Raw genomic sequence first — 24,708 nt, forward strand, 5'->3', positions numbered from 1 at the left:
CGAAAAGTGTAGGCGGTTTTCGGATGACATCATGCTCTATTTATTTGATCTAGAGCGGATTCAAATTTTAGATCGAGCAGACCTAAAATCATCCGGCTCTAGTGTTTCGTAACAAAAAACACAGCGTGTCCGTTTAGGACACTTTCACAGGGACAATGCCATACTATATGTATGTCGTTCGAAGACCATCGAAATGCAATGGTCTTCTGTAAGTTTGATGGGAAACCGTGCAGGACGGCAGGCTTGTCCGCCAGCCAGAACGCCCCGGAGCCCGCCAAAGGTACAAAATCTCCGTACCTCGGGGAATGCCAGTGGCGAGTCCGACAAGATGACATCCGCACAGCGGATCAGGAGAACCACAGGTAATGGACGCCATTGTAAAGAACTTTCCGCAAGTCACTGATTCTGAACGCCCGTCGCAGCAGGAAGCTGAAGACGCAATCCGCGTCCTCCTTCGCTGGGCCGGCGATGATCCGCGTCGCGAAGGCCTGCTCGATACGCCTGCGCGCGTTGCCAAGGCCTATCGCGAGCTCTTCGGCGGCTACGAGCTGAATCCCGAGGATGTGCTCGGCCGCACTTTCGAAGAGGTCTCAGGCTACGACGACATCGTTCTTGAGCGGGACGTCCCGTTCTACTCGCATTGCGAACATCACATGGTGCCGATCATCGGCAAGGCGCATGTCGCCTATCTGCCGAGCGGTCGTGTCCTTGGCCTGTCGAAAATCGCCCGTGTCGTCGATATTTTTGCCCGCCGCCTGCAGACGCAGGAAGCTATGACTGCCCAGATCGCCAATGCGATCGACGAGTCCCTGCGTCCGCGCGGCGTCGCCGTGATGATCGACGCCGAACATATGTGCATGTCTATGCGCGGCATAAAGAAGCAGGGCTCCTCGACGCTGACGATGACCTTCACGGGTGCCTTCAAGGCCGATCCGGCCGAGCAGGCCCGTTTCATGTCCTTGGTCCGGGGTCGCTGACCGGGCTTCAACGAAAGAGCCGGAAATGAACCTGATTTTCAATGCTCCTTCCGAAGATAAATCCGAGTTGGAGGATGCAGGCGATTTCACGCCCCGTTTCGACGATCGCGGCCTGATCACCGCGATCGTGACGGATGCTCATGACGGCGAGTTACTGATGGTCGCGCATATGAACGCCGAGGCGCTCGCGCTGACGATCAAGACCGGCACGGCGCACTATTTCAGCCGCTCACGCGGCAAGATCTGGAAAAAGGGCGAAACCTCCGGAAACCTTCAGACGGTGAAGGAAATCCGAACGGATTGCGATCAGGATGCAATCTGGCTGAAAGTGGAGGTCGCCGGACATGATGCGACGTGCCATACTGGCCGCCGTTCCTGCTTCTACCGAACGGTCGAACTCGAAGATGGGAAGCCGGTGCTGAATGTGGTCGACGATCACCTGCATTTCAATCCGGAAGAAGTCTACAAGCAGTAGACCTATCGGTGATGGTTGTTTCAACAAGCCACAACCAGTATACGATTTGGAAACGAAAAAGGGACAGTATTTTAGCCGAGGCACACGGAGCCTCGGAGGAGGCGAAAAATGCTGAATTGGGGGTTGAATCGTCACATCGGCGCACAGAGCTCGACCGGTTCAGGCCTTACGCAGGATACGTCTACCCCGCTTCTCCCTCCTGCTCCTCCTAAGAAAGTGAAGATTGCCTTGGCGCTTGGCGGTGGCGCTGCGCGCGGCTGGGCGCATATCGGTGTTTTGCGCGCGCTCGATGAAGCCGGCATCGCAGTCGGCATGATAGCCGGCACGTCGATCGGCGCCCTCGTCGGTGGCTGCTATCTCGCGGGCAAGCTTGACGAACTCGAGGCGTTCGCGCGTTCGCTGACCATGCGGCGCATCGCCAGCCTGCTCGACCTCACCATCGGCGGAAGCGGATTGTTCGGCGGCATGCGGCTCACCAAGCGCATGCAGGAACATCTGGAAGGATTTTCCATCGAAGATCTCGACCGTCCCTTCGTCGCCGTCGCGTCGGAGCTGAACACAGGCCATGAAGTCTGGATTGCCAATGGCTCTCTCATCACTGCACTCAGGGCATCCTATGCCCTGCCCGGCATCTTCGAGCCGGTGCGCTCCAACGGCCGTACGCTGGTCGATGGCGCCCTGGTCAATCCGGTGCCGGTTTCCGTCTGCCGAACTTATGAGCAGCCATTGGTGGTTGCGGTAAACCTGCACTACGATCTCTATGGCCGGTCCGCGGTGGTCAAGCACAATGTCGGCTCGCCCAACGGCGATCTGCTGCGTCGCGAAGATGCGCCCGCCATGAAACTCGGCATGACGGGTGTCATGGTGCAGGCTTTCAACATAATACAGGATCGAATTGCGCGTGCGCGCCTCGCCGGCGATCCGCCCGATCTGGCGCTGCATCCGCGCCTCAGCGATATCGGCCTTTCGGAATTTCATCGTGCTGGCGAAGCAATAGAACGTGGCTACGAGGAAACATCCGCAAGATTGACCGAGATCCGGCGCATGCAGGAAGCCTACGCGCGTTGAGCTGTGATAAACCGGCAGCTCAGTAAATCCCTCAACCGAGGGGAGGCTCCGCTAACCCTGCACAATCGGCGCTTTGCTTGGAGTTCAGGCCGTTGCTTGCTGCAAGCGACCCACCGCGCCGATTGCCGCGGCGACGCCGAACCGCTTCTTATCCGGCGATATAGGCCTTGATCTGCTCGGCCTCGAGTTCGATCTCGCGGATGCGCCATTTGACGACGTCGCCTATGGAGATGATGCCGGAAAGCTTGCCTTTCTCCTCGACAGGAACGTGACGGAAGCGGCGCATCGTCATCAGCTCCATCAATTCGTCGGTGGTCGTATCTTCCTTGCAGCGGTGCACCTTGGCCGTCATCATCGATGCAATCGGCTTGTCGAGGCATTCCTGCCCCTGCTTGGCAACTGCATTGACGACATCCCGCTCGGTGAAGATGCCGGAAATCTTGCCGCCCGGTCCGACGACCACGATGGCGCCGATGCGATTCTCGTTGAGAATCTTCGCGGCCTCGGCAACGGTCGTATTACCGCCCGTCGTCACGACGTCGCGGCCCTTGGCTTCAAGTATGGCCTTTACGGAAACTGACATTCGATCCTCCCATCTCGAAAGCATGATGAACACCTGAAGCGTCCGATATGTTCCGAAATTACCCCCGGAGCTCAAACCGGCGCTTTGCCCGTCGGTCGGTCGATCTCCTCATCCCACGACCGACGGATAGCAATGGTGCGCCAGTGTCAGTAAGAAAGCAACAGCTCATTCATCGGGTGGTAAAGCTTCCTGAGCTTCCACGGGCGGCTGCCGGTCGAAGGGCGCGAAAAGCAGGAATCCGAACAGGAAACCACCGATATGAGCATCCCAGGCCACCGGCTGCGAGCTATCGCCCGCAAGATTGATGCCGAAGGCTACGAGTGCATTACCGGCGACCCACATGACGATATAGGCGACGACGGTACGGCTTCGAAGCGACTGGAAAATGCTGAGACGCGGGTTGAGATGCGCCTGCCGCATGGAAACTCTGCGACCGTCCATGGCTGGAAACGCAAAGCGGCAAGCCGCCCCCATCAGGGCCGAGACGACGCCCGATGCCCCGATCAAAAGCGTCTGGTCTCCCCAATAGAGCGCCGCATGCAGGAAGGCGGAGGCCGCTGACGAGAAAATCCAGAAAATCACGTAGCGCAGTGCACCGATGCGTCGCGCCACAGGCGCGGCAAAGACCATCAGCCAAAGGCTGTTGAAGACGATATGCTCGATCCCGCCATGCAGCAGCGAGTAGGTGACCGGCGTCCAAAGCCATTCCAGCCCCTGCTGCGACAACGGAAAGGCATAGCGGGCCGGGATGAAGCTGAAAGCGAAATAAATCCAGTTCAGCGTATCGTCCGACCACCAAGGAAGGTTCATGACCGCAAAAATGACGATCAGAACAGCAAGGCTCGCCAAAATCGCGGGAGGCAGGTTGAAGGCCGGCACATGCTGCTGCGGCCGCGGATTTTCCGGCTCTGGGCGCGGCAGCTGTTCATCGTCCATGTCTTGCTCTGCTTGTCGATAGAGCAATTCCAGGAAAAGTGCGAAGCGTTTTTCCGTCCGGAACTGCGTAAAACAAAGGGATGGAGCGTTTTCGCGATTCGAAGAAAAGCGGAAAGGCTCCGGAAGTCATCGACACATAACGCAGCGAAAATCAAAAAAAAAGCCGCCCGTAGTGTCGGGCGGCATACCGGGGCGCTCGTCTCCGGATCTGACCTCAATGGCCCGTCCGGCTGCCGGGAAATTCGTGCTGAAGGTCACTTCGTGAAGTGATGAACAAAGCCTTACACCCACCATCCGGCAGAGCAACTAAAACTCCTTGTTAACCCTAATGGCCCGGTTCTGGCATGGAATTCGCAACGTCGGAGTCGAAGGCAATGAATGCCTTTGTATTTGAAATGAAATGGGACACGGACGCATTATGCGCCAGAAGACGAGCATCGATATATTTACCTATTGGGAGCACATACGCGGCAACGCGGATGCCCCCTTGCGCAATTTGATACAACCATCGGCGATCGGCCATATTCTTCCCGAACTGTTCATCCTGGAAAATACGGCCGACGACAATCCACGCTTCCGCCTGGCCGGCACGGCGATCTGCAACCTCATGGGACGCGAACTCCGCGGCGAGCATTTCGCAGCGCTCTGGGCTGGCAGCCAGCAGGACGATCCGATGCGCATCGCCGCCGGCGTGATGAGGCACGTCGTTCCCGCATCGATCCATGCGACGGGCTATTGCATCAGCGGCCGCAGCATGACCTTCGAACTGATATTGCTGCCGGTTCGCACATCGAGCGACACTTGCGACAGACTGCTCGGCTGTCTGACGCCTACCGTTTACGCGACATGGCTCGGCAACGAGCGCCTGGAATTTCTGGCGCTGGATCGCAGCCGCTTGCTTCGCGACCGCCCTGTCCGGCTCGTGGATACGCCGCCCCATCCCGATCCGACAGATCTTCTGCCGCATCAGAGAAGCAGCCTGGGCGAATGGATGCGCCGAAAGTTAATTCAAGCAAAAAATGAGCGCGAGAGAACCGGAATTGACCCAGCTCGGAACAAAATCGATGATCATCTCTAAGTCAAGCCTTGGGAAAGACAACCTTACTTTAAGGAGTTGCGGCTAATAGTTGGAAGAGACGCAATAGGGTTCAAGACGCTTCATGCACTCATTCCAGCCGGCCCATGCGACGCGGCCCAACCAAATGACAGGCAATGCCGTTCGCAATGATCAGCGGACCTTTCAACGGGTTCCGATCAATATGCAGGGCCGCCTGATGCTGGCTAACTACGAGGAATTCGAGTGCCTGGTCACAGAGATGTCGCCGGGTGACCTTCATGTCACCTGCCTGGGACGTCCGCGCGCCGACGAGCGCGTCATCGCCTATATCGATCACCTCGGCCGCGTCGAGGGCAATGTCGTGGCCATCGATGGGCGCGGTTTCACCATGTCGATCAATGCGACCGAACGGAAGCGCGAAAAGCTTGCCGCCCAATTGACCTGGCTTGCCAACAAGCACGAACTCGGCTTGCCGGAAGATCGCCGCCATGATCGTCTGACGCCGCGCAATACCCGCAGCGAGCTCACGCTCGAAGACGGCACGCAATATGTATGCCGCATCATGGACCTCTCGCTCTCGGGCGCAGCCGTCGATGTCGAGATACGCCCCACGATCGGAATGCCGGTGCGCCTCGGCAATATGCGTGGGCGCGTCGTCCGCCATTTCATGGAGGGTGTGGCGATCGAATTCCTTTCGCTGCAGTCGCGCGAGACCTTGCGCGAATTTCTCTGATATTGTCATCCTCCTGTCACGCGGCGTCGCGAAACAGCGATGCCTGTCTTCTCCTCAGCGCGTGACGGCAAATGCTTTACCCGGACACAATTCCTTTTGACGAAGGCCTGCTTGAGGTCGGTGACGGCCAGCGGATCTATTGGACGCAATCAGGCAACCGCCAAGGCAGGCCCGTTCTTGTCCTGCACGGCGGTCCAGGGTCAGGAAGTTCCGCCGGAACGCGACGTTATTTTGACCCGCATTATTATCGGATCATTCAGTTCGACCAGCGCGGCTGCGGTTGCAGCCTTCCGCATGCGTCGGAACCAATGGTCGATCTCTCGGCCAACACGACATGGCACACGATTGCCGATATCGAGCAATTGCGGTCGCGCCTCGGCGTTGAAAGCTGGATCGCATTCGGCAATTCCTGGGGCTGCACGCTTGCGCTCGCCTATGCCGAAACCCATCCGCAACGGGTGGAAAGCTTGCTCCTCGTCGGCATCACCATGACGAGACGATCGGAAATCGACTGGCTCTACCAAGGTCTCGGTCGTTTCTTTCCGGAGCAATGGGCACGCTTTCGGGCTGCCGTGCCCGAAGAGGATCGTGATGGTGATCTCGTCGCTGCCTATTATCGCCTTCTGCTTGACCCAGATCCCGCAATCCACGTGAGAGCTGCCAGAGACTGGCACGAATGGGAGGGCGCCTCGATCTTGCTCGATCCCCGCGCGGCCCTGTCACCGCGCTGGTCCGATCCGCACTATCTGACAGCCCGCGCCCGGATCATCACCCACTACTTCCACCATCTGGCCTGGCTCGAGGAGCGGCAGATCCTGCGCGACATCCATCGGCTCGCCGGAATCCCCTGCACGATGATCCAGGGCCGGATGGATCTCGAGGCGCCGCTGGTAACCGCCTGGCAATTGTCGCAAGCATGGCCAGAGGCGGAATTGGTGGTCGTCGCCAACGCTGCCCACTCGCCGGCCGTCGCGGAAATGGCTGCCGCGATCATCCGCGCAACCGACGGGCTTCGCGGCGATTTCAAGCAATAAAAATCAAAATATTTTTTTGAGTCGGCTTTCCCAAAATGAGACAGATTGAGGTTCTTGCGGTCATTTCCAGCACTCGGCAGGCCTATCGCGAGGTAGGCTCTGTATCAATAGAACACGGTTGCTGTCCAAATCTGCGCCCGGACGTTAACGATTCTCATTGTTGAAAACCGTTCCGAAACAGCCGGATATCAAACTCTCGCTTCGCTGCACTTCATACCAAAACTCTTCAAATTTTAATCGAATTTGCCGTTAACTTGAATCAAGTTTTCCGCGTGTTTTATGAGAATTTTCTCCAGATTTGATTCAACTAAGCCCTTAATTTAACTGTGCAATTTTGCGTCAGGTAAAATCACGCGTGTCATTCTGATCCCAATAAAAACAGGGACAGGGACATGAACTTCCAAATCGTACTTCGCGGCTTTGCCGCTTTGGCGCTTTCCACTCTTGGCTTCTTCGGCCTTGCTCAGGCAGCACCCGCCAACATGACGATAACAGGCGACGCCGCCCCTCCGATCGGTCACTATGAATTCTGCAAGGAAAACCCACGGGAATGCGCCTATTCCGGCGGTGACGCGGGCCCGATGATCCTGAACCAGGACAGCTGGAAGACGATTCTGAAGATCAATTACACGGTCAACACGACCATCAAGCCGATGACCGATATGGAGCTTTACGGCGTCGAGGAGAAGTGGGCGATTCCGACCACCGCCGGCGACTGCGAAGATTTTGCGCTTCTGAAGCGCAAGCAGCTCATCGATGCTGGCTTCTCACCTTCCGATCTGCTCATGACCGTCGTGCTGCAGCCAAACGGCGAAGGTCATGCCGTGCTGACGGTACGCACGGATCGTGGCGATTTCATTCTCGATAACATGCGCAACAAGGTGAACCTCTGGTCCGAGACCGAATATACCTTCCTCAAGCGCCAGTCCGCCGATCATCCCGCTCGCTGGGTCAAGATCCAGGATGGCCGGGCCGTCGCGGTCGGCAGCTTGAAATAAGCGTTCTTCACACAGGATCATCGGCGACCTAGCGCCGATGGTCAAAGTCAGAGGCCCGGTCTCGTCCCCTGATTTCTGTCCAGGCCGGTGCCTCTGAGCCGTTCCCACTGTCCCGGGGAACGGCTCTTTTTCGTTTTGTAACTGGCTCCAAAGCCAAGTCTGAAAATATCCAGAGAATTTAAGTCTATCATTAGCATGGCTTGCGATGCATATTTAACCGTCGATTAACCATCGTGGCGCCAATCATCATTTCCAACGAGACTCAAAAAAAAGTCAGGCACCGCGAGGCTTTGTCGTCGATGACGGCACCCGGAGCGGAAGGAAATGAAGGCAAGAGTATGGCTCCTCCTCTGTCATCCGCCGCAATGATCGACGAAAGACCGCTGATATCGAGCGGCTTTGTCTATCGACTCACAGCAGGCGTCGCCATTCTGGCAGCCCTGACCGTCGCCATATCCGTTGGTGGACGCTGGCTTGGTGGGAAAATTTCGCTTGCAGGCCATACGACGGATACCAAGCCCATCTCCGTCACGATCGGCGACGACGCAATGCGTCTGGCTGCAAACACCATCCGCTTTCCAAGCGAGCGTTCGGACGGTACGGCCGAGCGCGTCGATCTCTATCTGACCTGGCCGCAGATGCAAGGTTACACCGAAGCTGATCGCATGCGCTTCGACGATATCTCGCAATCGTCCTCATTGATCTTCCTGCAAATCAGCCAGAGCACGATGTCCCACGACATGTCTGGCCGGCTCGGCCCGATCTATTCGCAGCTGATGGATGGGGCAGCCTATGGCGGGCCCTTCGGGCTGATGGCACATCGGCTTCGCGCGGATGCCGGCTATAACGACGAAATTCTTTTGACGGCGCCGCGGCCCGGTGAGACCGATTATGCCGTGCGCTGCCTCCTGCCCTCCTCGCCCGCACTGGCAACCAGCGGCGACTGTCAAAGGGACATCAAGGTCGGTAGGGATTTGAGCGTTCTCTACCGTTTTTCCAGCAATCAGCTGGGTGATTGGCGCGCGATGGATGCAGCCGTCCAGAACTTCGTCAATATCCACCTTGTGGATAATGCCGCGCCTGCGGCGACAGCTGTGGGCGGCCGCTAAAATGGCGCAGAAACATGAAACCAACTGTTCATCATAAACCGATTGGTAACGCTAAGCCTCTACTGTTGAACGGAATGGCCGTTCATGGAGGCGGCGGCCGAATAATCGAGAATGTAAATGCAAGCAGAGAGTGATTTAGTGTCCAGATCCGTTCTTTCCGTTTCGTCGTCTCAAACCGGTAAGATTCTGGCGAGAGCGCTTCTTGGTTTTTCGATTGCAACGGCGACAGTCGCGGTGACTGTCGTTGACGCAAGCGCGGCCGGTCCGAAATATGCCGGCATCGTCATCGATGCCAATACCGGTAACGTTCTCTACAGTGAAAACGCCGACACGCTGCATTATCCAGCCTCGCTGACGAAGATGATGACGGTCTATCTGACCTTCGAAGCGCTTGAAGCCGGCCGCATCACCCTCGATACCCCGGTTGTGTTTTCAAAAAACGCCGCAGCGCAGGCGCCGACCAAGCTCGGTATTGGCCCCGGCCGCTCCGTGACTGTCCGCGAGGCGATCCTCGGCATCGTCACAAAGTCTGCCAACGATGCCGCAATGGCGCTTGGCGAGATGCTTGGCGGTTCGGAGGAAGGCTTCGCCCGCATGATGAACGACAAGGCGCGTGCGCTCGGCATGACGCGCACGACCTATCGCAACCCGAACGGCCTGCCAAACACAGCGCAGATGACGACGGCGCGCGATCAGGCCCGCCTTGGCATCGCCTTGCGCGAGCATTTCCCGGAATATTACGGCTTCTTCTCCGAAACGAGCTTCCGGCTCGGCAATCGCACGATCCTTGGTCACAATCGTCTGGTCGGCTCCGTACGCGGCGTCGATGGTATCAAGACCGGTTACACGCGTGCTGCCGGCTATAATCTCGCGACGTCCGTGAAAGTCGATGGCCGCTCCATCGTCGGTGTCGTCCTTGGCGGCGCTTCGACGCCAGCTCGCGACAATCAGATGCGCAAGCTGATCGCTGATTATCTGCCCAAGGCATCGACAAAGCATATTGATTCCAATGTGATCGCGCAGGTGCCAGCCGCATCTGCCAATGTGAAGGCGGCCAGCGCGCGCATGGCGGATATCAGCCGCGCGAATATCAAGAATAACGGAACTACCGAAGTCGCCGATTCCAGCCCTTCCAGTGCGGCGGCCTTCGCAGCAGTAACGCCGCAATCTTCCTCCTCCAATCCGTTGCTTTCGACAAAACCGGAGCCCGCGAAGCGGCCCGCCTATGACGAAACAGCCTCCACCGGATCTACGGACGATGCTGATGAGGATGAGATCGATACTGTAACGACCGCATCGACCTCCAAAAGCGATACGAAACTCGTCAAGCTGCAGCGAGCCGAGAAATCTGAAAAGGTCGCAAAGGCTGAAAAAGCTGAGCGCGGACCTACCGGCTGGATCGTTCAGATTGGCGTTTCCTCCAGCAAGGACGGTGCGACAGACCTGCTTGATACCGCGAAGAGTAAGGCCGGCAAGACATTGCGTTCGGCTAAACCCTATGCGGTCGCCTTCGACGGCGGTTACCGCGCCCGTTTTGGCGGTTTTGAAGATCAGAGCGAAGCGGTGAATGCCTGCAAGGCGCTCAAGCGTGCCGGCGTGAAGTGCTGGGCGAGTATGGAATAGGCATGTGGCGGGTGTTTTCACGCCGCATGATGTGAAAATTGGTCGGGCCTTCTATGGCTCCGATCTTCCGGTTCTGAATGTCAAACGGGCCGGCCCTGAGTTTGTAACGTGTACGGGGTTTTGAAATGGCAATGAACGAGAACTTTCCCGGTTTCTCGCTCGATAGCGGGGGCAAGATGAAACCGAAGGGCTTTGCTCTTCATCCGCTGCATGAGGCAGCGATGCGGCTGGCGGACCTGGGTCTCAGCCGCTCACGCTCGCGCAACAAGACGAAAGACCTGATCGGCATCCTGCTCTGCCACGGCGCCCGCGCCTGGCGCTATTCGCAGCCGGAAGCCCATATTCATCTGCACATCACCGCCCCGACCGGCCGAGCGCCGATCATGATGCGGCTGCGCTGAAGCAAACTCGGGAGAACTGCCCAGCAGTTTTCCCTCTGAAATTGCGTAAAAACAACAGGATAGAGCGGCTCAAAGGCTTTTTGAAAAGCTCATCTGTTTTAAGCAGCCGTTCTTAGAGCAAACCAAGTTCGGAAAGCTCCCGCCGCAGATCGGCGGGCAATTCAGCCGCCGCGCCGAGACTGTCGAGATCGCGCGGCACATCGTCCTGCGGCAGGTAACGCCAGCCCTGAAATGGCCGCTTAGGCTGACCCGTCGTTTCGACGACGCTCGGATCAAGGATGAGCCGGCAACGGTGAATGCCTTCCGCATCGGTAAAGGTTTCGATGCCAAGCAGCTTCTGCCGTGCCTGCACCTGCCCCTTGATCACCCAATAGAGCGAACCGCCGTCCAGCAACTCTTCCACCCGCTTCGGCACCATGCGTGTCGTATGGGTCGTATGAGGCTCCAGTCCGGCGGCAATGGCGTTCATCGCCCGCTCGGAAACCCATTCGCGCAGATTGTCAATCGAATCCGCGCCGACGCACAATTTGATGAGATGCAAAGCCATAGTGCCGTTGAAATCCTTTTGCCCGGCAGCGTCAAGCTTTTAGATCAGGCGTCCACACTCAGCATTCCACCACATTGACGGCGAGGCCGCCGGTCGAGGTTTCCTTGTATTTTTCGCTCATGTCATAGCCGGTCTGGCGCATGGTTTCGATGCAGGCGTCTAGCGGCACGAAATGCTGGCCGTCGCCCTTGATCGCAAGCGAAGCGGCGGTAACCGCCTTGACCGCGCCGAGAGCATTTCGCTCGATGCATGGCACCTGGACCAGGCCGGCGATCGGGTCACAGGTCATGCCAAGATGATGTTCAAGCGCGATTTCAGCCGCATTTTCGATCTGTTCCGGCGTCGCCCCCATCACTGCGGCAAGTCCCGCAGCCGCCATCGCGGCCGCCGAGCCCACCTCGCCCTGACAGCCGACTTCGGCGCCCGAGATCGAGGCATTGTGCTTGATGATGCCGCCGACGGCAGCAGCCGTCAGAAGATAGTTGCGAATACCGTCCTGATCCCAGTCCTCATGGAAATGCTGATAATAACGGATCGTTGCCGGAATGACGCCGGCCGCTCCATTGGTCGGCGCCGTCACGACGCGGCCGCCGGCCGCATTCTCTTCATTGACCGCCATGGCGTAGACGCTGAGCCAGTCGTTGGCGAGCAGCGGATTGATGCGGTTGCTGCGCCACTCTTCCTGCAATTTATCATGGATGGCACGCGCACGCCGGCGCACCTTTAGTCCGCCTGGCATGATGCCATCGACCTTGAGACCGCGATCGATGCAGCTGCTCATGGCCGCCCATATGCGGTCGAGGCCGGCATCCAGCTCCTCGCCGCTCATATGCGTCTCTTCATTGGCGCGTTTCATCTGCGCAATCGAAAGGCCGGAACGCTCGGACATTTCGAGCATCTGCTTGGCGCTGGCAAAGGGGAACGGAACGCGCTCGCCGGCCGGGGCAGGCTTTTTCCGGTCGGCCTTCATCTGCTCCAATTCGGTATCGGTAACGACGAAGCCGCCGCCGACGGAATAATAAATGCGCTTGACCAGCAAGCGCTCATCCTTATCCAAGGCGGAGAAGCTCATGCCGTTGGCATGACCGGGCAGCGGCACTTTCTTGTCGAAGATGAGGTCGGTCTTGGGCTGGAACCGATAGGCCGGATGGCCCGGCGGCATGATGCGCCCGCTGCGCTCCACTTCGTCGATAATGGCATCCATATGGTCGGGATCGACGCTATCCGGCCTCTCGCCCATCAGGCCTAGAATAACCGCCCTGCCCGTGCCGTGGCCAATGCCTGTGTGGGCGAGCGAGCCATGCAGGCTGACCTTGATCGACTCTACATGCACATTCGAAGACGGGCGTGGCCATTCGTTCGAAAGAACGAGATCGAGGAAGCGATTCGCGGCCGACATAGGCCCCATCGTGTGCGAGCTGGACGGTCCCACACCGATCTTGAACACATCGAAAACTGAGAGAAACATGGACCTTTGGTGCCTCCAGGCAAATCGATTTCCGGCAAGGCTACGCTATCGGGGCAAGCTTGCACGGCGATTTGCCGACATCGGATTTCATGGCAGCGACATTACATATAGGCATTCGGGGAAGCAAACAGAAGGCCATTGCATGCGCCACGCGCTGCGCTACAGTCCACACCGGATTGATCTGGAGAATCTCCCTTTATGACGACTGCCGACTATGTCGCCCTCGCCCTCTTCATCTTTCTCTGGGTCGCGCTGAACTGGATCACCAGCAGCGCCAGCTTCTTCAATCGCACAAGCCTGACGCTGGCGATGAATGCGCGCCGGCGCGAATGGATCTACAACTCGCTGCGCCGCGACCTGAAAATGATAGATACGCAGATCCTCTCGGGCCTGCAGAACGGCACCGGCTTCTTTGCCTCCACATCGATCTTCGCCATCGGCAGCTGCTTTGCGCTTCTTGGCGCCACAGATAAGATCAACGCCTTTTTTTCGGATATGCCCTTCATTCTCAACGGTGGTCGCACAGCCTTCGAAATCAAAGTGGCCGGGCTTGCCTGCCTCTTCGGCTATGCCTTCTTCAAGTTCGGCTGGGCTTACCGCCTGTTCAACTATTGCACCATTCTCTTCGGTTCCCTGCCGATGCGCGAGGACGCTCTTCTCGATCCCGCGGGTGCGGAAAGAGCCGCCGAGCGGGTGGTGCGTATGAACATTATCGCGGCGCGCAATTTCAACGCCGGCCTCAGGGCAATCTTCCTGTCGATCGGCTATCTCGGCTGGTTTCTAAGCCCTTACGTTTTCATGGTCACGACCATGTTCATCATCATCGTGCTGGTTCGCCGGCAGTTTTTTTCCGATGCCCGTCTGGCCATTATGGATAGCGATGTGCCATGACATGCCCGCGTCGTCTCAAGCGGCGCTCGTGATCTGAGTTCATGCCTGGAAGGACCCGCCAATGGTCGCTATCGCCGAGAGTGCCGATGCACCGCAAAAGACGCCCCGCATCGGCATTCTGGACACGGCGCGCGGCGTCGCGCTCTTGGCCATGGCAAGCTATCACTGCACCTGGGATTTCGAATTCTTCGGCTATCTCGATTCCGGCACGGCGGAAACAGGCTGGCTGAAGCTTTACGCCCGCGTCATCGCCAGCACCTTCCTGTTCCTCGCAGGATTCAGCCTCGTGCTTGCCAATACGCCGGAAATCCGCTGGCGCTCTTATTGGCGACGACTGGGCATGATCGTCGCGGCGGCCGCTGCCATCTCTCTCGTCACCTTCATCGGCATGCGCGACGAGTGGATATTCTTCGGCATCCTCCACAGCATCGCGGCCGCCAGCCTCATTGGGCTCCTCTTCTTGCGTCTGCCGGCATTTGCCACGCTTCTCGTCGCGATAGTGCTTGCCGTCGGCATTGTCGTCGACAATCTCATTGCGCCTCTATCGCTGCATTCGCCATTTTTCGACGCACCCTGGCTATGGTGGGTGGGGCTTTCGGAAAACATCCAGCGCTCGAACGACTATGTGCCGCTTTTCCCATGGCTGACGCCATTCTTGTTCGGCCTCGGCACCGCGCAATTGGCGACATCTCTTGGCTGGCTTAAGTCGTTGGCGAAATTCGGTCCCGGCCGCAATCTCATTGCCCGTGCCGGTCGGCACAGCCTGATCTTCTATCTGGTCCATCAGCCGGTGCTGTTCGGTCTCGTCTATCTTCTGTCGCTGGTCGCTCCGGCTCCGCCGCAGGACGCGACCGCCGGCTATATCGGGCAATGCGTGGCCTCTTGTACTCGATCGGGCAGCGAAGCCATGTGCCGCAGCTTCTGCCAATGCACGCTCGACAAGTTGCAGACTCAAAATCTCTTCAAACCTTTGGAATCTGGGGCGATCAAAGCAGATAGCGATGAACGCGTAAGCCGAATCGCGATACAATGCACGGATGAAGCGCAATGACAGGGTTATTCTATGAATGCCTATCGTTCGAAGTCGCTGAGTTTTCCGTGGCCGCCGCTGCTCTATAGCCTCGCCGTCATGGCGGCGCTGTCTCTGCAGCGGTTGTATCCTCTGCCTTTGCCCTTCATCTGGGCGCTGGTTTCATGGGTGGTCGGCGCGCTTTTGACCGCCGTTGCGGTGACGTTGAATGTCTGGGCCATCAAGACACTGATGGAACGCCGTACGACCATTCTGACCCAACGCTGCAGCGCGCATCTCGTGACCTCCGGCCCCTTTCGCTTCACCCGCAATCCAACCTATCTCGGCTATACCTTGCTGACCGCAGGCCTCGGTCTTCTGATCGGCAATCCCTGGTTCCTGGCCATGGCGGCAGCGGCCGCCGCCTTGACGACCTTGCTCGTCATCCGCCGCGAGGAGATGCATCTCCTCTCGCGATTCGGCTGTGAGTTCGAGTTTTATTGCAAACGGACACGGCGCTGGCTTTGAGAAGCTGAGCGCTTAATAGCGGATCAAGTTCCCACGCCGATTTCGGCCAGCCGGCCGAGACAAGCCTCTTCGACATTGTCGAGTTCGCTCAGCGTATCGTCGATATCCTTGCGCTTCTGACGCAGCTCGTCGCGCTTTTCATCGACGCGCTTCATCAGCAGCTTCAGCTGGCCGATTTCACCCGGAGGCTCCTTATAGACCTGGATGATTTCGCGAATTTCGGCGATCGTGAAGCCGATGCGGCGGCCGCGCAGGATTTCCATGATGAGACGCCGGTCGGCCGGACGGAACAGACGCGTGCGGCCCCTGCGCTCGGGGTGAATGAGGCCTTCGTCCTCATAGAACCTAAGGGTTCGGGTCGAAACGCCGAATTCCCGAGTGAGCTCCGTTATGCTATAGTATCCGTCGACCAAGAATCCGCCCCTATCTGCTCCCCATGATAATATTGACTTTTACGTAATAGTCAATTTTCACGGGGTGCAGTCAGTTCCCGACCCGCTAGTGCAGCACAAAACCGCAGGCTCACAAGGCCTGAGAGGGCGAAATTTCCCGAAAATTCGATGGGAATGGTCATAAAGACCGCAGACGCCTAAGCGATGCGATGTGCGAATCAATGCGATGGAAGTACGAAATGGTGGAATACAATGGCAGACATCATTCGGCTAGAAGGCCTCCGGCTCGCCAACGTCCCGAATTAGGTTCACTTAAAATCGATAAAAACAATTGGATGATGGAAAAAGCTCATAGGAAAGCTCAGCCGTTAAGGGGTGGCATTGCCGTCGTCTTCCCCTTATCCTGGCAGCCTCCTACCCAATGTCCTCCATAGAGAGTGCCGTGTCCGCCCGCCCCATCATCCGCTTTCCGAATCCGCTATTACGAACCGCCTGCACTGCCGTCACGGTCTTCGATGAGGATCTGCGAGTGCTCGTCAACGACCTGCTGGATACGATGCGGGCCGCGCCCGGCGTCGGCATCACCGGCGCGCATATCGGCGTCCTCAAGCGAGTCGTTGTGATAGAACTCAGCCGCGAGGATGGCGTGCGTACCTATATCAATCCGGAAATCCTATGGTCATCGGCGGAGACCATGCGGCATATGGAGGGCAGCGTTTCGATGCCCGGAGCGACGGAGGAGATCGTCAGGCCGAAATCGATCCGGTTTCGCTATCGGGATGTCGCCGGCGAAACCAATGAAGCGGAGGCGCATGACTTTCTGGCCATTTGCATCCAGCACGAGATCGACCAGTTGGACGGCATTTTCTGGCTGCAGCGGCTTTCCAAGCTCAAGCGCGACCGGCTCGTCAAAAAATGGGAGAAGATGCGGGATTGATATGAGCAAAAGAAAACGGGCGCCCGAAGGCACCCGTTTCGTAGTTCGTCAGCTTCGCAATCAGCCCTTGAGCTTGGAATTGCAGAGGCTGTAGTAGCCGCCGCCCTTCTGGATCCACTTCAGGCCGCCGAGCGAATTGCTGGTCTTGGCGGCATTATAGGCGTCTACGCAGGTGTGGAAGCGGCCCTTGCCGGGCGTCTCGGTAGCATATTTCGGGTCGACCTTTGCCGGGAAGGTTACACCAGCCGGAGCAGCCGTGGTCGGCTTTGCCGGTTCTGCTGCCGGCGGCTTGGTGGCATCGGGTTCGCTGGCGTCGACCTTGGCTGCCGCAGTGGTCTTCGCCGGCTTGGCAGGCGTCGTAGCCGCTGGTGCGGTGGCTGCGGGAGCGGTGGTCGTCGTAGTGGCGCTGGCGTCCGCACTGCACTGCGTTGTGCGGAAGTCATTCCACTTCTGGCCGTTCAAGGTACCAGCGGTCTTGGCCGCCTGGTATTTGGCGCTGCACTCTTTCATGGTTAGCGCAGAAGCCGAAGAAGCGAGGCCCATCGAGCCTACAACTGTGAGAGACGCAAGGGACATCAACAGGATGGCACGACTTGTCATTGGCATATCCTCCGCTCTATGACGAATGTCGAAACTATTAATCGTATCGTCCATATCGATTGTCAATCGACGCGCGATCTGGGGGCGACGGAAGACACCATATGCGGACGAACATGAACGCAAACTGTACAAAAATAGCCATCAAAAAGAGTGGCTTGACTGTAGTGACAATCCCGGATGGCGGTTCATCGGCGCGTTGAGTTCATCCGGAGATGGAAGAATCGATGGTGCCGATTCATATTGCAATCTTGCTTCTGCTATTTGCACGTCAGCGATGCATAAGGGCGATTCCAGACCAAATACAACCTGTCGTGAGCTTCGGTCTTGAAGTGCGAGCGCCTCGCCCTAGTTTCGGTTATGCAGTTCCCCTCTCTGTGCCCTGGATGCTCTCCCTTCCAGGGCATTTTTCTTTCAAGGCATTTTTCCTGTCGAGCGGAGCGTGCAGTGAAAATGGACCATCGCACCAAATGATTCGCCACATCTCCCAAATGGGCGTAGGCTGTCTTCACCGTTGGCTACCGAACCCGTAGGCGCCATCGGCTGAGAGAGATGATTACTCTCGCCTGCAGAGGTCAAGGAGTTACCCGCATGACCTCGCATGATAGCGATAATATCCTGAGCGATCAGAAACTGCATGATCTTCTCAAGGCGGAAGACAGGATCGATCTCTTGGAGAAATCGAAACGGTTCGTTCTGGATGAACCGGAACTGCCCTTGGCAGAAGAGCGCTCGCGTGAGCTATAGCAGTTTTCGCCATGAATTCGGACAGGTCGTTTGACCTGTCCTGCTTAGCATTAGAATTCAGCGCAGCCTCCAGCATCGTCTTCTGGCAATCGCCGATTACCTTCACGCGTCATTGACGGTTTCGCCGAAGACTTGTTCGAACGCCTCACGCAGGCGGATATCGACATCCGCCATCATGATCGGCAGACCGAGGTCGACGAGGCTGGTGACACCATAGGCCGAGATTCCGCAAGGAATGATGCCGGTGAAATGGCCGAGATCAGGATCAACGTTCAGCGAAAGACCGTGAAACGTCACCCATTTGCGCACGCGGATGCCGAGGGCTGCAATCTTGTCCTCGGCCACGGTGCCGTCGGCCAGAATCGGCTTCTCCGGGCGCCTCACCCACACACCGACGCGATCCTCTCGCCGCTCGCCGCGCACATTCATCGAATCGAGCGTGCGGATGATCACCTCTTCAAGCGCACCGACGAAGGCGCGGATATCCTGCCGCCGACACTTGAGGTCCAGCATGACATAGGCGACGCGCTGACCCGGCCCGTGATAGGTATATTCGCCACCGCGTCCGGCCGCAAAGACCGGGAATCGATCCGGCTCGATCAGATCGGCGGCATTGGCACTGGTGCCCGCCGTATAGAGTGGCGGATGCTCGACCAGCCAGACGAGCTCCGGCGCCCGCCCCTCGGCAATCGCGGCCACTTCCGCCTCCATCGTGGCTACGGCCTCTTCATATGGCACGAGGCCATCGCTGATCCGCCAGCGGACCGGCGGCGTGCCTTGAACGGGAAACATTTGGTGAGAAAGTTCGGTGCGAAGCATATGGCAGTCCTTTGCGCGCCGCGCCGGCCGCATATGTGGAAAACCTGCGTGCCAACGGGTTGTCCACATATGGCGCTATTCGGGCGGGAATTCAAACATGTAAGGCGTTTCCGCTACATCCGGACCAGCTCGATCGGACGAGCTGTGAAGGAATTTAAAAAAACTGACATATCGCTCTTGTGCCCCCCGAATGCTTTTGCTACATGCAGCCGCGCCGGAGCAATCTGGCCTACCACGATGCGGTCGTGGCGGAATTGGTAGACGCGCAGCGTTGAGGTCGCTGTGGGGCAACCCGTGGAAGTTCGAGTCTTCTCGACCGCACCAAGAACCCGGCTTTGGCCGGGTTTTTTGTTTTTAAAACAACACCTAGCCGACGCTTGTTTCAGCGCGATGTTATCCCGCATGCCATCCTCCACCTTGCCGACGGCATGCAAGCCGATCAAAGCGTCGGGAATATTGCGGTGCTGCCCCCTTAACCAAACAAGTTGCTCACGAAGTTCATGCCAAGAGGCAGTTCTAGGCCGGAACAGCCGTCGTATTTCCATGGTCACTTGACTTCGCGCCCCTCTCTGGCACCGTGAACTTCTTCAGACATGGGGAAAATGGATGACGCCGGAACGCTTTTCAGAATGCCTTCTGCATATACGCTGGACGCCCATCAATCTGGCGAGCGCTCTGCAATGTGACCTGTCATGGGTGGAGGCGCTGGAAGCTGGAAATGCCAAAGTCCCGGAAGGGTTGGCGGAATGGCTGGAAACCCTCGCGCAATGCCATGAGAAAGCCGGTGTCCCAACCACCTATCGCGGCCGTGGACACGATTGAGGTTGAAGGAGACGACCTGGGAGAACGATGACAGTCCGAAATTGGCGATAATTCATTCCAAACGGAAGGATTGGAGATGAATGATGATTTTCGCTTGAAGCTTATCAAAATCCGAGGCGAAAAGATCGCCCATCGCAACGAACTGCTGGCGATGAAGACGCAGGGCATTGACGCGAAACAGATCGGAGAGGTCATCGATCTTGACGACATGATCGCCCGTGAACAACTCGCGATCGACACCCTCGACGATACGATTGCCAGATTAAGCTAGAAGTACCTAAGCCGCGCCACGTGGGAAACCGCGCTCAATGCGCCACATCCTTGCTGAGATTGCGCAGCCGGATCTGATGGTCGAGGCGTTCGAGCTGGTTTGTCGTCGTCTCTATCAGCCGGCCGATCTCCTGATAGGCTGTGCGCAGCCGCGATAGCTCGTTCCTGACGGCTTCCAGGGCGCGCTCGTCGCTGTCCTCCCCAGGTCCGTCGCCCGATCCGGTCATCAGCCACGCCGGAGAAACATCGAAAAGAGCTGACATCTTGGCCAGCGCGGAGGGATTGGGTTCGGCGCGATCGGATTCCCACGCGAGCATCGTCTCCTCGCTGACGCCAAGCTGTCCGGCCAGCGTTTCGAGACTGATTCCCGCGGCATCGCGCGCCATGGACAAGCGCCCTCCAAGCGTATCACCGCCTTCATCCGAAAAAACGGTCGTCTCTTGTTCTGGTTTGAACATCGGTGCGATCCCTTTCCTGGTCGCGCCAGCCATTTTTCGCGGCGCAGTCATGTTTTAGCCGGTTCCAAAGCTCCAGATAGGTCTAAGGGCGTCATCTCGCCATGGCGATCTGTCCCAATTGGAAAAGTCTGACACTTTCCGCTGGCTGTCCGCCAGACTTGCAGCTCACGCCTGATCGCACCTTGATTGCATGCTTTTCCTATGTTTGATGTTCGTGCATGTCCGTTTCTTCCGCCGTTTCCACACAGCAAAATCCGCTTAGAGGTATGACCATCATGGCAAGTGCCATGATCCTGCTGCCGACGATGGATGCAATTGCCAAGTACATGGCCAGCTTCGAAAACATGTCGCCTGGCCAGGTGACCTTCTATCGCTTCTTCTTTCAGCTTGTGTGCATGCTGCCGCTGCTTGCGACCGTAACCGGGCGGTCGGCCTTTTCAGCAAAGCGCCCGTGGATGAACCTTTTGCGGGGCGCGCTGCATGGCGCTGCGAGCTTGCTCTTTTTCGCCGCGGTCAAATACATGCCGCTTGCCGATGTCTTCGCCATCTATTTCGTCGAGCCCTTCATGCTGACGGCGCTTTCCGCCTTGTTTCTTGGCGATAGGGTTGGCTGGCGGCGATGGCTGGCGATCGTCATTGGCTTCGGCGGCGCAATGATCGTCATTCAGCCGAGTTTTGCGATTTTCGGATTAAAGGCGCTGCTGCCCGTCGCCTGTGCATTTCTCTATGCGCTCTATCTTTTCATGAACCGTGCTGTCGGCGAGGCGGACTCACCGCTGACGATGCAGATCATGGCGGGTCTCGGCGGCACCGTGTTCATGGCCGTGGCTCTGTTTGCCGGCTCGTCAGCCGCTATTACGGATTTCGAGCCGTCCCTGCCCGCCTCGGCGCTTGGACTGGTGCTTCTCCTGATTCTCGGTTCGATATCGGGCTACGCCCATATGCTCGTCGTCAGGGCCTTCCGGCTGGCACCCCTGTCGCTGCTTGCCCCGTTCCAATATTTCGAGATCATTTCCGCCACCGTCCTCGGATACGCGATCTTTGGCGATTTTCCCAATCTTTCCAAATGGATCGGCATTGCTATTATCGTCGGCTCCGGCCTCTTCATCATCTGGCGGGAGCGCGTTCAGTCGAGATTGGAAAAAACCGCGTGAGTGCAGATATCTTGCACATGGACCCGCAGTGCAATTTGTGGCTAAAACACTGACTGAATAGGGTATTTGGGCGGAGATTGCATGTTCAAGAAAATCCTGATCGCCAATCGCGGCGAGATTGCCTGCCGCGTGATCAAGACCGCGCGCCGTATGGGCATCCTGACGGTCGCCGTCTATTCCGATGCCGATCGGGATGCTCTGCATGTCGAAATGGCCGATGACTCCGTCCATATCGGCCCCGCTCCCGCAGCCGAAAGCTATCTCGTCGCCGACAAGATCATCGCTGCGTGCAAAGAGACCGGCGCGGAGGCGGTTCATCCTGGCTACGGCTTCCTCTCCGAGCGCGCCTCCTTCTGCGCGGCGCTGGAGAAGGAAAGCATCGTCTTCATCGGCCCGAAGCCGAAGGCGATCGAAGCCATGGGCGACAAGATCGAATCGAAGAAATTCGCCAATGCAGCCAAGGTCTCCACCGTTCCGGGCCATCTCGGCATCATCGATGATGCCGATCATGCCGAAAGGATCGCCGCCGAGATCGGCTATCCGGTCATGATCAAAGCGTCGGCGGGCGGCGGCGGCAAGGGCATGCGCATCGCCTGGAGCAAGGACGAGGTGCGCGACGGTTTCGAGCGTGCCCGTTCGGAGGCAAAAAGCTCGTTCGGCGACGACCGCGTCTTCATCGAAAAATTCGTGGTCGATCCCCGACATATTGAAATCCAGGTATTGGCCGACGCTCACGGAAATGTCGTCTATCTCAGCGAGCGCGAATGCTCCATCCAGCGCCGGAACCAGAAGGTCGTCGAAGAAGCGCCCTCGCCTTTCCTGGACGAAGCGACGCGCAAGGCCATGGGCGAGCAATCCGTAGCACTCGCCAAGGCCGTCGATTATCAAAGCGCCGGCACGGTCGAATTCATCGTCGATCGCGACAAAAACTTCTATTTCCTCGAAATGAATACCCGCCTGCAGGTCGAGCATCCGGTGACAGAGCTGGTGACCGGCGTCGATCTCGTCGAGCAGATGATCCGCGTTGCAGCGGGCGAAAAACTGCCGTTCAAGCAGGCGGATATCAAGCTCAACGGTTGGGCGATCGAAAGCCGCTTGTATGCGGAGGATCCCTATCGCAACTTCCTGCCCTCGATCGGCCGTCTGACGCGCTATCGTCCGCCGCGCGAAGGCAAGACGGAAACATCGGTCGTGCGCAACGACACCGGCGTCTTCGAGGGCGCGGAAATCTCTATGTATTACGATCCGATGATCGCCAAGCTCTGCACCTGGGCTCCGACGAGGCTGGAGGCAATCGAAGCGATGGGCGAAGCTTTGGATGGTTTTGTCGTCGATGGCATCGAGCACAATATGCCGTTCCTCTCGGCTCTGATGAAGCATCCGCGCTGGCGCGAAGGCCGCCTCTCCACGGGCTTCATTGCCGAAGAATATCCCGATGGCTTCGCGCCGGTGACGCCGGACGAGGAGCAAACCGCTTTGCTGTCGGCAATCGCCCTTTCCTGCAGCCTGATCGAATCCAACCGCCGCGAACGCTATGCCGACCGGCTGCGTCCAGCCGCCGCGTCACTGCGGGAGAGCTGGGTCGTCAAGCTTGGTGCCGCCTATCTGCCTGTGACATTGCTTGAAGGCGTGGTGATCATTCCCTTCGAGATGGACATGCAGATCGGCGCCCAAACCGTAACTGTCGCAACCGACTGGCGTCCCGGCGATTCCGTATGGGCCGGCACCGTCGGCCGCCGCAAGCTGACAGCCCAGATCCGCACTGTGCTCAATGGTCTGCGCATCGATTGGCAGGGTATTTCCGTCCGGACTAGGGTGTTTACGCCGCGTCAGGCCGAGCTCGACAAGCTGATGCCGGTCAAATTGCCACCCGATACGTCGAAGCTGCTGCTCTGCCCCATGCCGGGCTTGGTGGTCGCCATCGCTGTTGCCGAGGGACAGGAAGTGAAGGCAGGCGAAACGCTGGCCATTGTCGAGGCAATGAAGATGGAAAATGTCCTGCGCGCCGAACGCGATCTGATCATCGGCAAGATCAACGCCAAGCCGGGCGAAAGCCTCGCCGTCGACGCCGTGATCATGGAATTCGCCTGACCGAGAAGCTTTCGCCATCGCGTCCATATGGAAAAAGCTGCGCGGCGATCACTCGGCTAAAACATGATAATTGCGACGCTAAGTGTCTGATTTTGGCTTGAGCCGCCCCGTGCGCCCATGCCAATGTCGCGCGGACCAAATCATAGCAGGAAGGGACGAGATCATGGACGTAAGAGCAGCGGTCGCGGTTGCGGCGGGCAAGCCGCTTGAGGTGATGACGGTTCAGCTTGAGGGGCCGAGAGCCGGCGAAGTGCTGATCGAGGTCAAGGCGACCGGCATCTGCCACACCGATGATTTCACGCTCTCGGGCGCCGATCCGGAAGGCCTGTTCCCGGCGATCCTCGGCCATGAAGGCGCCGGCATCGTCGTCGATGTCGGGCCGGGCGTGACTTCTGTCAGGAAGGGCGATCACGTCATTCCGCTCTATACGCCCGAATGCCGCGAATGCCCGTCCTGCCTCAGCCGCAAGACCAATCTGTGCACCGCGATCCGCTCGACCCAGGGCCAGGGCCTGATGCCGGATGGCACCTCGCGCTTCTCGATCGGCAAGGACAAGATCCATCATTACATGGGCTGCTCGACCTTCGCCAATTATACCGTGCTGCCGGAGATTGCCGTCGCCAAGGTCAATCCCGACGCCCCCTTCGACAAGATCTGCTATATCGGCTGCGGCGTGACGACAGGCATCGGCGCGGTCATCAACACCGCCAAGGTGGAGATGGGCGCAACGGCAATCGTCTTCGGCCTCGGCGGCATCGGGCTTAACGTTATCCAGGGCCTGAAGCTTGCCGGTGCCGACATGATCATCGGTGTCGATCTCAACAATGACAAGAAGGCCTGGGGCGAACGCTTCGGCATGACGCATTTCGTCAATCCGAAGGAGGTCGGCGACGACATCGTGCCCTATCTCGTCAACATGACGAAGCGCGGGGCCGACCAGATCGGCGGCGCCGACTATACCTTCGACTGCACCGGCAACACCAA

The 24,708-nt window shown here is 58.1% G+C and carries 28 protein-coding genes and 1 tRNA gene; 21 read left to right on the plus strand and 8 right to left on the minus strand.

Annotation, left to right across the window (positions count from 1 at the left end; all coding sequences use genetic code 11):
- The first annotated feature begins 365 nt into the window (after nt 1-365).
- The 3 genes from folE to AC13RM_RS14510 all read left to right on the plus strand — a co-directional run bounded on the left by folE (nt 366) and on the right by AC13RM_RS14510 (nt 2,520).
- Nucleotides 366-977, plus strand: coding sequence for a GTP cyclohydrolase I FolE (gene folE / locus AC13RM_RS14500; RefSeq protein WP_075856928.1), 612 nt, complete (start codon nt 366-368; stop codon nt 975-977).
- Between the two features lie 25 nt (nt 978-1,002).
- Complete coding sequence (gene hisI / locus AC13RM_RS14505; RefSeq protein WP_488555215.1) at nt 1,003-1,452, plus strand: phosphoribosyl-AMP cyclohydrolase; 450 nt, start codon at nt 1,003-1,005, stop codon at nt 1,450-1,452.
- 108 nt (nt 1,453-1,560) lie between these two features.
- The gene (locus AC13RM_RS14510) at nt 1,561-2,520 is read left to right on the plus strand and encodes a patatin-like phospholipase family protein (protein WP_113229827.1); all 960 of its coding nucleotides are present in this window, start codon (nt 1,561-1,563) and stop codon (nt 2,518-2,520) included.
- 148 nt (nt 2,521-2,668) lie between these two features.
- On the opposite strand, the gene AC13RM_RS14515 is transcribed toward AC13RM_RS14510, so the two are convergent.
- Entirely contained in the window at nt 2,669-3,103 is a 435-nt protein-coding gene (locus AC13RM_RS14515) for a CBS domain-containing protein (protein ID WP_015339966.1), read from the minus strand.
- Nucleotides 3,104-3,268: 165 nt separating this feature from the next.
- Nucleotides 3,269-4,039, minus strand: coding sequence for a rhomboid family intramembrane serine protease (locus AC13RM_RS14520; RefSeq protein WP_488555216.1), 771 nt, complete (start codon nt 4,037-4,039; stop codon nt 3,269-3,271).
- A gap of 418 nt (nt 4,040-4,457) precedes the next feature.
- On the opposite strand from AC13RM_RS14520, the gene AC13RM_RS14525 reads away from it, so the two are divergent.
- From AC13RM_RS14525 to AC13RM_RS14555, 7 genes are all read left to right on the plus strand, one after another.
- The gene (locus tag AC13RM_RS14525) at nt 4,458-5,117 is read left to right on the plus strand and encodes a PAS domain-containing protein (RefSeq protein WP_285177109.1); all 660 of its coding nucleotides are present in this window, start codon (nt 4,458-4,460) and stop codon (nt 5,115-5,117) included.
- Between the two features lie 82 nt (nt 5,118-5,199).
- On the plus strand, nt 5,200-5,829 hold the full coding sequence (locus AC13RM_RS14530; protein ID WP_113229822.1) for a PilZ domain-containing protein: 630 nt from the start codon (nt 5,200-5,202) through the stop codon (nt 5,827-5,829).
- 71 nt (nt 5,830-5,900) lie between these two features.
- Nucleotides 5,901-6,863 carry a prolyl aminopeptidase gene (gene pip, locus AC13RM_RS14535; protein WP_488555217.1) on the plus strand — a complete coding sequence of 321 codons (963 nt, stop codon included), beginning with the start codon at nt 5,901-5,903 and terminating at the stop codon, nt 6,861-6,863.
- A 392-nt stretch (nt 6,864-7,255) separates the two neighbouring features.
- Complete coding sequence (locus AC13RM_RS14540; RefSeq protein WP_285177105.1) at nt 7,256-7,861, plus strand: transglutaminase-like cysteine peptidase; 606 nt, start codon at nt 7,256-7,258, stop codon at nt 7,859-7,861.
- A gap of 338 nt (nt 7,862-8,199) precedes the next feature.
- Nucleotides 8,200-8,970, plus strand: coding sequence for a hypothetical protein (locus AC13RM_RS14545; RefSeq protein WP_374821984.1), 771 nt, complete (start codon nt 8,200-8,202; stop codon nt 8,968-8,970).
- 117 nt (nt 8,971-9,087) lie between these two features.
- Complete coding sequence (locus tag AC13RM_RS14550; RefSeq protein ID WP_374821981.1) at nt 9,088-10,593, plus strand: serine hydrolase; 1,506 nt, start codon at nt 9,088-9,090, stop codon at nt 10,591-10,593.
- A gap of 125 nt (nt 10,594-10,718) precedes the next feature.
- Nucleotides 10,719-10,994, plus strand: a complete 276-nt coding sequence (locus tag AC13RM_RS14555) for a hypothetical protein (RefSeq protein WP_374821978.1) — start codon at nt 10,719-10,721, stop codon at nt 10,992-10,994.
- Between the two features lie 112 nt (nt 10,995-11,106).
- Here AC13RM_RS14555 and AC13RM_RS14560 read toward each other — a convergent pair whose 3' ends face one another.
- Nucleotides 11,107-11,541 (minus strand): DUF1489 family protein, encoded by a 435-nt coding sequence (locus tag AC13RM_RS14560; protein ID WP_374821975.1) that lies wholly within the window; start codon nt 11,539-11,541, stop codon nt 11,107-11,109.
- 58 nt (nt 11,542-11,599) lie between these two features.
- Complete coding sequence (locus AC13RM_RS14565; RefSeq protein ID WP_374821972.1) at nt 11,600-13,009, minus strand: L-serine ammonia-lyase; 1,410 nt, start codon at nt 13,007-13,009, stop codon at nt 11,600-11,602.
- 198 nt (nt 13,010-13,207) lie between these two features.
- Here AC13RM_RS14565 and AC13RM_RS14570 point away from each other — a divergent pair, with 198 nt between their 5' ends.
- The 3 genes from AC13RM_RS14570 to AC13RM_RS14580 all read left to right on the plus strand — a co-directional run bounded on the left by AC13RM_RS14570 (nt 13,208) and on the right by AC13RM_RS14580 (nt 15,437).
- Nucleotides 13,208-13,900: a DUF599 domain-containing protein gene (locus AC13RM_RS14570; RefSeq protein WP_113229815.1), complete on the plus strand. Its 693-nt coding sequence runs from the start codon at nt 13,208-13,210 to the stop codon at nt 13,898-13,900.
- Between the two features lie 61 nt (nt 13,901-13,961).
- Nucleotides 13,962-14,951: a heparan-alpha-glucosaminide N-acetyltransferase gene (locus tag AC13RM_RS14575; protein WP_374821969.1), complete on the plus strand. Its 990-nt coding sequence runs from the start codon at nt 13,962-13,964 to the stop codon at nt 14,949-14,951.
- A gap of 12 nt (nt 14,952-14,963) precedes the next feature.
- Nucleotides 14,964-15,437, plus strand: coding sequence for a methyltransferase family protein (locus AC13RM_RS14580; RefSeq protein ID WP_374821966.1), 474 nt, complete (start codon nt 14,964-14,966; stop codon nt 15,435-15,437).
- Nucleotides 15,438-15,460: 23 nt separating this feature from the next.
- On the opposite strand, the gene AC13RM_RS14585 is transcribed toward AC13RM_RS14580, so the two are convergent.
- On the minus strand, nt 15,461-15,850 hold the full coding sequence (locus AC13RM_RS14585; RefSeq protein ID WP_069612249.1) for a MerR family transcriptional regulator: 390 nt from the start codon (nt 15,848-15,850) through the stop codon (nt 15,461-15,463).
- A 421-nt stretch (nt 15,851-16,271) separates the two neighbouring features.
- Here AC13RM_RS14585 and AC13RM_RS14590 point away from each other — a divergent pair, with 421 nt between their 5' ends.
- Entirely contained in the window at nt 16,272-16,766 is a 495-nt protein-coding gene (locus AC13RM_RS14590) for a peptide deformylase (RefSeq protein WP_374821963.1), read from the plus strand.
- Between the two features lie 60 nt (nt 16,767-16,826).
- On the opposite strand, the gene AC13RM_RS14595 is transcribed toward AC13RM_RS14590, so the two are convergent.
- On the minus strand, nt 16,827-17,366 hold the full coding sequence (locus tag AC13RM_RS14595; RefSeq protein ID WP_113229811.1) for a hypothetical protein: 540 nt from the start codon (nt 17,364-17,366) through the stop codon (nt 16,827-16,829).
- A 588-nt stretch (nt 17,367-17,954) separates the two neighbouring features.
- Here AC13RM_RS14595 and AC13RM_RS14600 point away from each other — a divergent pair.
- Nucleotides 17,955-18,110 (plus strand): hypothetical protein, encoded by a 156-nt coding sequence (locus AC13RM_RS14600; protein WP_162738103.1) that lies wholly within the window; start codon nt 17,955-17,957, stop codon nt 18,108-18,110.
- A 102-nt stretch (nt 18,111-18,212) separates the two neighbouring features.
- On the opposite strand, the gene lipB is transcribed toward AC13RM_RS14600, so the two are convergent.
- Complete coding sequence (gene lipB / locus AC13RM_RS14605; protein WP_374821959.1) at nt 18,213-18,929, minus strand: lipoyl(octanoyl) transferase LipB; 717 nt, start codon at nt 18,927-18,929, stop codon at nt 18,213-18,215.
- Between the two features lie 239 nt (nt 18,930-19,168).
- Between lipB and AC13RM_RS14610 the strand changes: the two genes are divergently transcribed.
- The 3 genes from AC13RM_RS14610 (at nt 19,169) to AC13RM_RS14620 (ending at nt 20,022) form a co-directional block, all read left to right on the plus strand.
- A tRNA-Leu gene (locus AC13RM_RS14610) sits at nt 19,169-19,253 on the plus strand.
- 282 nt (nt 19,254-19,535) lie between these two features.
- On the plus strand, nt 19,536-19,751 hold the full coding sequence (locus AC13RM_RS14615) for a hypothetical protein (protein WP_015339986.1): 216 nt from the start codon (nt 19,536-19,538) through the stop codon (nt 19,749-19,751).
- A 76-nt stretch (nt 19,752-19,827) separates the two neighbouring features.
- Entirely contained in the window at nt 19,828-20,022 is a 195-nt protein-coding gene (locus AC13RM_RS14620; RefSeq protein WP_112338999.1) for a hypothetical protein, read from the plus strand.
- A 34-nt stretch (nt 20,023-20,056) separates the two neighbouring features.
- Here AC13RM_RS14620 and AC13RM_RS14625 read toward each other — a convergent pair whose 3' ends face one another.
- The gene (locus AC13RM_RS14625; protein WP_095436281.1) at nt 20,057-20,479 is read right to left on the minus strand and encodes a helix-turn-helix domain-containing protein; all 423 of its coding nucleotides are present in this window, start codon (nt 20,477-20,479) and stop codon (nt 20,057-20,059) included.
- A 218-nt stretch (nt 20,480-20,697) separates the two neighbouring features.
- On the opposite strand from AC13RM_RS14625, the gene AC13RM_RS14630 reads away from it, so the two are divergent.
- The 3 genes from AC13RM_RS14630 to AC13RM_RS14640 form a co-directional block, all read left to right on the plus strand.
- Nucleotides 20,698-21,633, plus strand: a complete 936-nt coding sequence (locus AC13RM_RS14630) for a DMT family transporter (protein WP_374821954.1) — start codon at nt 20,698-20,700, stop codon at nt 21,631-21,633.
- Nucleotides 21,634-21,714: 81 nt separating this feature from the next.
- Nucleotides 21,715-23,724, plus strand: coding sequence for an acetyl-CoA carboxylase biotin carboxylase subunit (locus tag AC13RM_RS14635; RefSeq protein WP_374821951.1), 2,010 nt, complete (start codon nt 21,715-21,717; stop codon nt 23,722-23,724).
- A 163-nt stretch (nt 23,725-23,887) separates the two neighbouring features.
- Nucleotides 23,888-24,708, plus strand: an 821-nt coding sequence (locus AC13RM_RS14640; protein WP_488555218.1) for an alcohol dehydrogenase catalytic domain-containing protein, incomplete at its 3' end; no start/stop codon positions are given.

The organism is Martinezella sp. CNPSo 3732 (assembly GCF_057784515.1).